Consider the following 10,444-nt stretch of genomic DNA (forward strand, 5'->3'; position numbering starts at 1 on the left):
CGCGCGCCGCTCAGCGGCCGTGCACCGCGGCGGCTGCCTCGCCGCGCAGCGCCGCGCCCTTGCGCGTGGCGACGATGAAGTCCGCCGCGCGTTCGCCGATCATCACCGACGGCGCATTCGTGTTCCCGCCGACCAGCGTCGGCATCACCGACGCATCCACCACGCGCAATCCTTCGACGCCGCGCACGCGCAGTTGCGGATCGACGACCGCACGCGCGTCCGAACCCATCCGGCAGGTGCCGACCGGGTGGTAGATCGTGTCGGCATGCTCGACGATCGTCTTGCGCAGCTCCGCTTCGCTCTGGTCGGCCCGCGTGTACAGCTCGCGCCCGCCCTGCGACGCGAGTGGTGCCTGCGACAGGATCTTGCGCATCGCCTGCGTGCCGCGCACGAGCAGGTCGAGATCGCGCGCATCGCTGAAGAAGCGCGGATCGATCAGCGGTGCGTCGCGCGCATCGCCGCTCGCGAGCGCCACCGTGCCGCGACTGAACGGCCGCAGCGCGCACACGTGCAGCGAATAGCCGAAGCCCCAGTGCATCTTGCGGTTGTGGTCGTCCACGAGCGCCGTGCAGAAATGCAGTTGCAGGTCGGGACGCTCGAGCGACGGATCGCTCTTGATGAAGCCGCCGGCCTCCGCGACGTTGCTCGTCATCATCCCGGTACGGCTCGAGAAATAGCGCGCGAGCGCGGGCGTCATCTTCGCGATCCCGCGCAGGCACACGCCGACCAGTTCCGATGAATTCACGCGCGTATTGATGATGAAATCGATATGGTCGATCAGGTTCGTGCCGACGTCCGGCGCATCCTGCACGACCGCGATCCCGTGCCGGCGCAGTTGCTCCGCCGGGCCGATCCCCGAACACATCAGCAGTTGCGGCGAATTGAACGCGCCGGCCGACAGGATCACTTCCGCGCGCGCGTCGAGCGTCTCGACGCGCCCGTTGCGCGCGACCGCGACGCCGGCCGCACGCTTGCCGTCGAACACGACTCGCAGCACCGTCGCATCGGTGATCACGTGCAGGTTCGGCCGGTTGCGGCCGTAGATGTACGCGCGGGCGACGCTGCAGCGCGAGCCGTCGCGGTGCGTGACCTGGTAGAAGCCGACGCCTTCCTGCGTCGCGCCGTTGAAGTCGTCGTTCAGCGGATAGCCGGCCGCATGCGCGGCCTGGATGAATCGTTCGGAGAACGGATTGCGAAAGCGCAGATCCGACACCGTGAGCGGGCCGTCCGCGCCGTGCCATGCATCGGCGCCGCGCGCGTTGCCTTCCGCGCGGCGGAAATACGGCAGCACGTCCTGCCAGCCCCAGCCTGTCGCGCCGAGCTGCGCCCATTCGTCGTAGTCGCCCGGGTGGCCGCGCGTGTAGATCATCGCGTTGATCGCGCTCGAGCCGCCCATCCCGCGCCCGCGCGGCTGATAGCCGCGCCGCCCGCCGAGGCCCGGCTGCGGCACCGTCTCGTAGCCGTAGTTCGTGCCGAGCTTGAACGGCACCAGCGCCGCGATGCCGACCGGCATGTTGACGAGCAGGTTGCGCTCCGTATGCGAGCCGGCTTCGATCAGCGCGATCGTCGCATCGGGGCAGGCATCGGCGAGACGGCCTGCCAGGCTCGACCCGCCCGAACCGCCGCCGACGATGATGTAGTCGTATTGCATGTCACGTCTCCGTCGTGTCATGGAAGGCGCCCGGCACCGCCGCGCGACCGCGTCCCCTCTTGTAATTCGGGCATTGTAGGAATGGCCGTTGCCCACGCGGCGCGCGGATTCAAGAGCGATTCCTCTAAACGCCCGCGTGAACTAAATTTAAGATGTATCGATTCGCTTTGCATGACGCGCCGGCCACGAGAAGCCGATCCGTCGCGAAACGGGAGTGACGACGATGCAGCGCCAGGTTCTGCTGGCCGCGTGCCGACCGGGTTGTCCGGATGCGATGCGCGCCGCCCGCATTTCATTTCAAACGGCTGCCCGCGCGGGGATGCTCTGCGTCATGCGCGCAGTCGATCGAAATCGAACGGCACGTGTCGTCGCCGACCGTTTGGACGGTTTGTCGCCGCAGCGGCACGATGCGCTGCGGCACGATCTGGCGTACACGTCGCGCCGCGCCGTGTCGGTGCACCGGCAAGCGCTCGCGGCGCAGCGACGCGTGCCGGTCGGCAGCCACATCGCGCCGCACGCGCATGCGCCAAAAAGTGGTTTCCGGATGCGCACACCGTCGCGTGGATGCGACGCCCGCTGCACGCTTCAACCGTTTTTCGAGCACACGTCGCATCCGGCCCCGCGCCGCGCGACACGCACCACCCCGATCCGCGTCGCCGCGCTCGCCGAGCGTGCGCGTGCGGCGTGACGGCCGGCCGACCAGCCGGGCCCAACTGGAGGAGACGACATGAAGAACGACCTGCCCGAACTGGCCCCGCAAGCCGTGCCGTCGGTGGATGCGTTGACGGCGCTGCTGCGCGACCAGCGCGCGGCCTACCTGCGCGCGCCGTATCCGGCATGGGAAACGCGCGTGCAGCATCTGCGTGCGCTGCGCACGATGCTGATCGACCATGCGGATGCACTCGCCGAAGCGATCAGTGCCGATTTCGGTCATCGCGCGAAGCAGGAAGTGCTGCTGTCGGAAATCTGGATGGCGAAGGAAGAGATCGACGACGCGCTCAAGCACGGCAAGCGCTGGATGAAACCGATCCGCAAACCGATGAACAAGTGGCTGCGCCCGGCGCGCGCGAAGGTGATTCCGCAGCCGCTCGGCGTGGTCGGCATCGTCGTGCCGTGGAACTATCCGGTGCTGCTCGCGGCCGGCCCGCTGATCTGCGCGCTCGCCGCCGGCAACCGCGCGATCATCAAGATGTCCGAACTGACGCCGCGCACGTCGGCACTGTTCGAGCAGCTGATTGCCAAGACCTTCACGCGTGACCACGTCGCGGTCGTGAACGGCGATGCGGAAGTCGGCGCCGCGTTCAGCGGGCTGCCGTTCGATCACCTGCTGTTCACCGGCTCGACGCACGTCGGCCGCCACGTGATGCGCGCGGCCGCCGACAACCTCACGCCCGTCACGCTCGAACTCGGCGGCAAGTCGCCGGCGATCGTCGGCCCGAACGCGCGCTTCGATGCAGCCGTCGACGCGATCGTCGCCGGCAAGACGCTGAACGCGGGCCAGACCTGCATCGCACCCGACTATGTGCTGCTGCCGCGCGGGATGGAAGCCGCGTTCATCGAGCGCGCGCGTGCCCGCTTCGCGAAGATGTATCCCGACCTGTCGGCCAACGGCGACTACACGACGATCGTGTCGCCGCGCCACTACGCGCGGCTGCAGCAACTCGCGAGTGACGCGCAGGCGGCCGGCGCGCAATTGCATCCGCTGTCCGACGCGCAATCCGATTCCGCGTCGCGCCGCTTCGTGCCGTGCGCGGTCACGCAGGTGCCGGCCGCGTCGCAACTGATGCAGGAGGAAATCTTCGGGCCGCTGCTGCCGCTCGTGCCGTACGAACGGCTCGACGAAGCGATCGCCTACGTGAATGCACGCCCGCGTCCGCTCGCGCTCTACCTGTTCGACGAGGACGGCGGCACGATCGACCGTGTGATGCGTGAAACGATCTCCGGCGGCGTGTCGATCAACGAAACGCTGATGCACATCGCGTGCGGCAGTTTGCCGTTCGGTGGTGTCGGTGCGAGCGGCATGGGCGCCTATCACGGCTACGACGGCTTCGTGACGTTCTCGAAGATGAAGCCGGTGCTCACGCAGGCACGCCTGAACGCACGCAACCTGCTCGCGCCGCCGTACGGCAAGCGCTTCGCCGCGCTGATCAAGCTGATGCTGAAGTTCTAAGCGAAACGGGCCGCGCGCATCGCGCCGCGGCCCGCCCCAGCATGCCGCGCGGCGAGGATGCCGCGCGCGCCGTCACACGGGCCAGAGCGGCCCTTCCTGCATCGCGCCGATCTGCTCGCGCAACTCGAGCACGCGCGCTTCCCAGTAACGATGCGTGTTGAACCACGGGAACGCGGCCGGAAACGCGGGATCGTCCCAGCGCCGCGCGAGCCATGCCGCGTAGTGGATCAGCCGCAGCGTGCGCAGCGCTTCGACGAGATGCAACTCGCGCGGCTCGAATTCGCAGAAATCCTCGTAGCCGGCCAGCAGGTCCGCCAGCGCACGCGATGCGCCTTCGCGATCGCCCGGCAGCAGCAGCCACAGATCCTGGATCGCGGGCGCCATCCGGCTGTCGTCGAAGTCGACGAAGTGCGGGCCGGCATCGGTCCACAGCACGTTGCTTGGATGACAGTCGCCGTGCGTGCGCAGCAGGCGGATCTCGCCCGCCCGCTCGAACGCGGCCTCGACGCCTTCGAGCGCGAGCGTCACGGCCGTCTCGTACGCGGGCCGCACATCGTCCGGAATGAAATCGTGCGCGAGCAGGTAGTCGCGCGGCTCGTAGCCGAACGTCTTGATGTCGAGCACAGGGCGCGCCGCATACGGCTGCGTCGCGCCGACCGCATGGATCCGGCCGATGAAGCGGCCGAGCCATTCGAGCGTGTCGCTGCGATCGAGATCGGGCGCGCGGCCGCCGCGCCGCTCGAAGATCGAGAAGCGGAAGCCGTCGAACGCGTGCAGCGTGCGGCCGTCGAACGTGCGCGCAGGCACCGCCGGAATCTCGCGCGCGGCGAGTTCGGCGACGAACGCGTGCTCTTCGAGGATCGCTTCGTCCGACCAGCGAGCCGGACGGTAGAACTTCGCGACGACCGGCGGGCCGTCTTCGATACCGACCTGATAGACGCGGTTTTCGTAGCTGTTGAGCGCGAGCAGTCGCCCGTCGGTGCGCAGGCCGGCCGGTATCAGCACGCTGTCGAGCGCGTCGAGCACGCACTCGGGCGTGAGTCCGGCGAACGGCGGGCCGGCGGGAGAAGCGGGAGCGGAAGTGACGTCTTTCATGCCCCGCATTGTGCCGCCAGCCGGGCTGAAAGACGAGCGCCCGGTGCGGTGGTTGCGCTTAGTGAAGCGCCGCGCCGGCCGGCAGCACGGATTCGCCGGTGTCGATCAGGTCCTCGAGAAAGAACGGCTCGGTGTTGAGTTCCTTGGACTCGCCCGGTACGCCCGCGTACCAGGTCACCATGGCCATGTCGCCCAGAACGCGCTGGACGATGCCGCGCGCGCCCTTCGGCACCGCGATATGGGTAGTGCAGACAATCGACCCGACATGCATGATGGTTCCCCACTCTTGAATCTTGAAACCCGGCCCGCTGGGGGCCGGCAAATGCACGATCCGCGCGCTCTCGACGGAGCGTTGCGCGTAATCCCATTGTTCACGGTTTATCGAAGCACGAAAAGAAGAAGAAGCAGGCGAAGTGCCGCGAATTCGTCGAATGTCTCCAATCAACCACTGCGCCGGGGTAGACGCTTGCCTGCCCGGTTACCCCCATCATACCCTGTCGAATGTGACTGCCCGCCGAATCCCCGGCATCACCGCGGCCCGCACGTGACGGACACCCCGCGCGCACCGTGGGTCCGGTGCCGGGTCGCCACGCACATTCGCGCGACTGCGGTTGCCGAACCACGCTACACCGTCATCACCTTCCCCCTGCCTCGAACGCGGCCCGCGCAGCGACGGTTGCGCGCGCATCGCCCTTCGTCACGCGATGCCGCCGACAGGTGTTGCGTCCGATGCCGGCCTTGCGGTACCTTTGATGCTCATTCGCGTTCAAGCGCATTCCGACACGATGCATCCGTTCACGTCCGCCCTTGCAAAATTCCGGCCGCAGTTCGACTCGCGGCCGCAGGCGTGCGCGCATCCGTCGGTTCTTCCTCCTCCTGTCGCACCGCCGCTCGTCGGCGCCGCGCCGCCCCCTCCGGCGGCACGCGCCGGCTGACCAGCCGGCTTCCGTTTCGTCTTCCATTCGCCCGCGGGCCCGCATTCGTGCGTCATGACGCACGGCGTGTTGCTGCGCGCGCGGATGGAACGTTCCGATCCGTTCGACAGGTGGATTCACATGGTTTCGTTCAAACGCGCGCTCGCCGCGCATGGCGCAACGTCGCTCTTCGTGCTGCTGTGGAGCAGCGGCGCGATCTTCGCTGAACTCGGTCTGCGTCACGCATCCGCGTTCGTCTTTCTCACCGCACGTTTCGCACTGGCGTCTCTCGTGCTGCTCGGGCTGGCTTTCCTGCGCAAACGCTGGCTGCCGCCGCGCGGCGAGCGGCGCATGGCCGCGCTGACCGGCTTGCTGATGATGGGCGGCTATTCGATCTTCTACCTGCTCGCGCTCGAGCGCGGGATCGCGCCGGGCGTGCTCGCGACGATCCTCGGCGTGCAGCCAATCCTCACGCTCGCGATCGTCGAGCGGCGCTGGCAGCCCGTGCGCATCGCGGGGCTCGCGCTGTCGCTGGCCGGCCTCGCGCTCGTCGTGTTCCGCGGCGTAGGAGACGTCGGCCTGTCGCTCGCGGGCATCGCGTGCGCGCTCACCGCGCCCGTCGCGCTGACCGCCGGCTCGCTGCTGCAAAAGCGCGTACGTGCGGCGCCCGCCGACGTGCTGCCGCTGCAGAATGCGATCGGCCTCGCGCTGTGCGTGGCGATCGTGCCGTTCCGGCCGGTGTCGTTCGACATGAGCTGGGCATTCGTGATCCCGCTGCTGTGGCTCGGCATCGTGATTTCGGTGATCGCGCAACTGCTGTTCTACCGGTTGATGCAGCGCGGCGATCTCGTCAACGTGACGAGCCTGTTCTATCTCGTGCCCGTCGTCACCACGCTGATGGATGCCGTGTGGCTCGGCAACCGGCCCGAGCCGCTCGCGCTCGCCGGCATGGGCGCGATCATCGCGGGGCTCGCACTCGTGTTCCGCGCGCCGGCCGCCCGCGTGCAACCCGACCGCGCATGAGCGGGCGTGCCGCCGCGCCCATGGGTGCGGCGGCACGCATCGGACACATACGACGAATCCGCACAAATCGAAAGGCACGGGAAAGATACGTGCAAGGCGTTCGTCTAACTTGCGGGAAAAATGCGCGATTCGCCGGGCTTTCCGCTGATTTTTAATGGTTCGGATAGCGAAAAGCGTCGCCGTTTGCCTATACTCGAATTGACCGCCCCGCTCGCAATCGGGTCGGACCAATACTAGAAACACCCGGCATGGGGCCGGAGCAAGCGCGCAAGCGCCCACTCCGGCCGACCTTGGAGACACGCATGACGACCTACTTCACGATCGGCGACTTCATCCTGTTGATTCCGATGGCGCTGGCCGGAGCGCTATTTCTCGGCGCGGTGCCGTGCGCAACCGAATTCCGCCACAACCTGCTGCGCGTGCTGGGCGTCATCCTCGGCGTCGGTGTCGCGGTATTGCTCGTCGAAGGCCTGCCTGCGCTGATCTAGCGGCGCACCACCCGTGCGTGGCGTGCATCGCTGCATTGCAGCGATGTGATGTGTTGCGCGCCGGTCTTTGATACGGCACGCGTTGTTTCGCATGCCGTATCGACTGCCGATCAGATCGCCTGATCGGTGGACGGCTTTTCCCACAGATTGATGCCGCCTTCCGTCGCGTGACGATCGATCTCTGCGAGTTCTTCCGCCGAGAATTCGAGGTTCTTCAACGCGCCGACGTTTTCACGCACCTGTTCCGCGCGGCTAGCGCCGATCAGCGCGGACGTCACGCGGCCGTTGCGCAATACCCATGCGAGCGCCATCTGCGCGAGGCTCTGCCCGCGTCGTTCGGCGATCGCGTTGAGCTTGCGCACATGGTCGAGGTTGTCCGCGCTCAGGTGATCCTGCTTCAGCGAACCGCCGCCCGGCTTGTTCACGCGCGCATCGGCCGGCACGCCGCTCAGGTACTTCGACGTGAGCAGTCCCTGCGCGAGCGGCGTGAACGCAATGCTGCCCGTGCCGATTTCGTCGAGCGTGCCGAGCAGTTCGGTTTCGACCCAGCGATTCAGCAGGTTGTATGACGGCTGGTGAATCAGCAGCGGCACCTTGTACTGCGCGAGCAGCTCGGCCATCTCGCGCGTCTTCGCCGCCGAGTACGACGAAATGCCGATGTAGAGGGCCTTGCCCTGCTGCACGGCCGACGCGAGCGCGCCCGCCGTTTCCTCGAGCGGCGTGTGCGCGTCGAAGCGGTGCGAATAGAAGATGTCGACGTAGTCGAGCCCCATCCGCTGCAGGCTCTGGTCGAGGCTCGCGAGCACGTACTTGCGCGACCCGCCGCCGCTGCCGTACGGCCCCGGCCACATGTCCCAGCCGGCCTTCGTCGAGATCAGCAACTCGTCGCGATACGGCCGGAAATCCTCCTTCAGCAGCCGGCCGAAGTTGGTTTCCGCGCTGCCGTACGGCGGCCCGTAGTTGTTCGCGAGATCGAAGTGGTTGATGCCGAGGTCGAACGCGGTGCGCAGGATCTCGCGCTGCGTCGAGATTGGCGTCGAGTCGCCGAAGTTGTGCCACAGGCCGAGCGACAGCGCGGGCAATTTGAGCCCGGATTTGCCGCAGGTGCGGTATTGCATGTCGGCATAACGTTCGGAAGCTGCTTCGTAGGCCATGAGTCGGTTCCGTCAGGACTTCGGGAGAGGGGACGCGCGCCGGCCGCGCACACGGCGCGGCGGCGGCGAAGGAGTCATACGACGACTATGGTAGCGAAAGCGGCCGGAACGCGCTCGGCGGCACGACGATGGACGCGACCGCGGCCGTCGCCTACACTGCGGCGTCTCGAATCACCGTTTCAGCGAGGTTGGTATGTCCCGGGTCATCTCGGTTGCGCTGCTCGTCGGCGGCGTCGTGCTGCTGTATTTCGGCGGTCAGTCGTTCCATTCGATCAACGACAACGTGTCGCGCTTCTTCACCGGTTCGCCCGCAACGAAGACGATCCTGCTGATCGTGGGCGGCGCCGTCGCATCGTTCATCGGCCTGATCGGCCTCGCGATGCCGGGCGGCAAGCGCTGAGCGCACAGCCGCGCGATGCACACGTGGCCCGCGTCTGCGACCGGGCCGCGCCAAACGAAACGGGCGGCCAGGCCGCCCGTTGCTTCAAACGCCCGCGATGCGCCGCATCGCGTGATCGCGGCGGTGCCACCGCCCGTCCGATCCGAACCTAGAACTGTACTTCCGGCCTCGACGCCGAACGCGTGCCCGGCACCGGCCGGTTGCTCGCGCCGTGGTACGTGTACACGAGCGAGAACTTCACCTGGTCAGAACGGTTCTGCCCGGCCGAATGCAGCGTGTTGCTGTGGAAGAACACGACGTCGCCCGTCTGCAGCGACGGGCACGTGGCTGCATCGATCATCTTCTTGTTCGCCGGCAGGTCGCTGCGGAAGAACTTCGCGTCGTCGAACGCTTCAGGCCCGAATTCGGCCGTATGCGACCCCGGTACGAGCCACAGTGCGCCGTTCTCGTTCGTTTCCGGCCCGAGCGCGAGCCACACCGACACCATGTCCGGGCGCTCGAACGACCAGTAGCGGAAATCGCGATGCCAGCCGGTCAGGCTGCCGTACGCGGGGTGCTTGGTCATCATGCAGTTGTGATGCGCGCGCGACAGCACCGGTTCTTCACCGAAATACGCGTGCATCCACGCACCGATTTCGGGTGCGATCGCGCGCTCGGCGAAGGCCGGATCGCGCGAGTACGCATCGAGCAGCCGCCGCACCGTATGCCCGCCCGGTGCATGCTTGGACTCGGGCGCGCCCGGGTAGCGCAGGTCCGCCTCGAACTCGATCGGCTCGGCCGCCTCCCGCAACTGGCGCTCAGCGATCTGTCTGAGCGCCGCGCATTGTTCCTCGCCGACGAGGCCACGCGCGACGACAAAGCCGCGCTCGCGCAATTCCGCGACTTGCGCGCGGATCGATTCCGACTGCAATGGAGACGACATGGGATGCCAGACGCTTATTGTGTGAATGTGACACGATTGTAAATCGGCGCCGGATGCCGCGAACAGCACCATTGTCGTGCGCAGGGGCATGCCAATCGCGGATTTGATCCGGCTCAAGGGAACTGTTCGTCGCGGCGCTGGCCTCACCGACAGGCGGTATGCGGCACACGCCTTGTGGCACAAGGGTTTATCGCGACTTTTGCCCGTCATGAATCCCCTGTAGCCTGTCGCGGCCTGTCAATTCTGGCGGGCGCGGCGCGCAGCGAGTTTCGGTAAGATCCGTTGCGCCATCCGAGGCCGTTCATACCAGTGCGCTCTCAAGGGCGCCATCCATACAAGCGAAGCATCGTTCACATGCCATTCCGTCTGACTTCCCGTCTCAGCCGCGCTGCGAAGCGCGTTGTGCCGCCCGCTCCTGCCCGCTCGCTGCGCCATCACCGCGCACGCACGCAGGCGCTGGCCGAGCGTACGCCCGCACATAGCCGGCTGGACGGTATCCGCGCGTGGTTCCACGCATTTTTCTCGATGATGAGCGCGCAGGCGTTCTCGCGCCGTGCCGGCCTGCGCTCGCTGCTGCAGAAGCCGTCGTCGCTGCGCGCGCTTGCGCTGCGCCGCGCGCTCGGCCCG

General features: G+C 67.2%; 11 protein-coding genes. 5 read left to right on the forward strand and 6 right to left on the reverse strand.

The window, feature by feature from the left end; all coding sequences use genetic code 11:
* Window positions 1-10 precede the first annotated feature (10 nt).
* Window positions 11-1,651, reverse strand: coding sequence for a GMC family oxidoreductase (locus tag G3N93_RS25580; RefSeq protein ID WP_206134222.1), 1,641 nt, complete (start codon window positions 1,649-1,651; stop codon window positions 11-13).
* Between the two features lie 292 nt (window positions 1,652-1,943).
* Window positions 1,944-2,411, reverse strand: a complete 468-nt coding sequence (locus tag G3N93_RS25585; protein WP_206134223.1) for a hypothetical protein — start codon at window positions 2,409-2,411, stop codon at window positions 1,944-1,946.
* On the opposite strand from G3N93_RS25585, the gene G3N93_RS25590 reads away from it, so the two are divergent.
* On the forward strand, window positions 2,379-3,821 hold the full coding sequence (locus G3N93_RS25590; protein WP_174937467.1) for a coniferyl aldehyde dehydrogenase: 1,443 nt from the start codon (window positions 2,379-2,381) through the stop codon (window positions 3,819-3,821). The genes G3N93_RS25585 and G3N93_RS25590 overlap by 33 nt on opposite strands.
* Before the next feature lie 72 nt (window positions 3,822-3,893).
* Here G3N93_RS25590 and G3N93_RS25595 read toward each other — a convergent pair whose 3' ends face one another.
* Window positions 3,894-4,916 carry a serine/threonine protein kinase gene (locus G3N93_RS25595; protein WP_374196514.1) on the reverse strand — a complete coding sequence of 341 codons (1,023 nt, stop codon included), beginning with the start codon at window positions 4,914-4,916 and terminating at the stop codon, window positions 3,894-3,896.
* Between the two features lie 58 nt (window positions 4,917-4,974).
* Window positions 4,975-5,187 carry a hypothetical protein gene (locus G3N93_RS25600; RefSeq protein WP_011353523.1) on the reverse strand — a complete coding sequence of 71 codons (213 nt, stop codon included), beginning with the start codon at window positions 5,185-5,187 and terminating at the stop codon, window positions 4,975-4,977.
* Window positions 5,188-5,971: 784 nt separating this feature from the next.
* Between G3N93_RS25600 and G3N93_RS25605 the strand changes: the two genes are divergently transcribed.
* Together G3N93_RS25605 and G3N93_RS25610 are read left to right on the forward strand one after the other, a co-directional pair.
* The gene (locus G3N93_RS25605; protein ID WP_206134224.1) at window positions 5,972-6,853 is read left to right on the forward strand and encodes a DMT family transporter; all 882 of its coding nucleotides are present in this window, start codon (window positions 5,972-5,974) and stop codon (window positions 6,851-6,853) included.
* A 302-nt stretch (window positions 6,854-7,155) separates the two neighbouring features.
* On the forward strand, window positions 7,156-7,341 hold the full coding sequence (locus tag G3N93_RS25610; RefSeq protein WP_011353526.1) for a hypothetical protein: 186 nt from the start codon (window positions 7,156-7,158) through the stop codon (window positions 7,339-7,341).
* A gap of 110 nt (window positions 7,342-7,451) precedes the next feature.
* Here G3N93_RS25610 and mgrA read toward each other — a convergent pair whose 3' ends face one another.
* Entirely contained in the window at window positions 7,452-8,495 is a 1,044-nt protein-coding gene (gene mgrA, locus G3N93_RS25615) for an L-glyceraldehyde 3-phosphate reductase (RefSeq protein ID WP_206134225.1), read from the reverse strand.
* A 193-nt stretch (window positions 8,496-8,688) separates the two neighbouring features.
* On the opposite strand from mgrA, the gene G3N93_RS25620 reads away from it, so the two are divergent.
* On the forward strand, window positions 8,689-8,895 hold the full coding sequence (locus tag G3N93_RS25620; protein WP_011353528.1) for a DUF3185 family protein: 207 nt from the start codon (window positions 8,689-8,691) through the stop codon (window positions 8,893-8,895).
* A gap of 148 nt (window positions 8,896-9,043) precedes the next feature.
* On the opposite strand, the gene G3N93_RS25625 is transcribed toward G3N93_RS25620, so the two are convergent.
* Window positions 9,044-9,817: a phytanoyl-CoA dioxygenase family protein gene (locus G3N93_RS25625; RefSeq protein ID WP_174937455.1), complete on the reverse strand. Its 774-nt coding sequence runs from the start codon at window positions 9,815-9,817 to the stop codon at window positions 9,044-9,046.
* A gap of 354 nt (window positions 9,818-10,171) precedes the next feature.
* Here G3N93_RS25625 and G3N93_RS25630 point away from each other — a divergent pair.
* A partial coding sequence (locus tag G3N93_RS25630) for a hypothetical protein (RefSeq protein ID WP_206134226.1) occupies window positions 10,172-10,444 on the forward strand: 273 nt, incomplete at its 3' end.

This window comes from Burkholderia sp. Se-20378 (genome assembly GCF_017104665.1).
Taxonomy (GTDB): domain Bacteria; phylum Pseudomonadota; class Gammaproteobacteria; order Burkholderiales; family Burkholderiaceae; genus Burkholderia; species Burkholderia lata.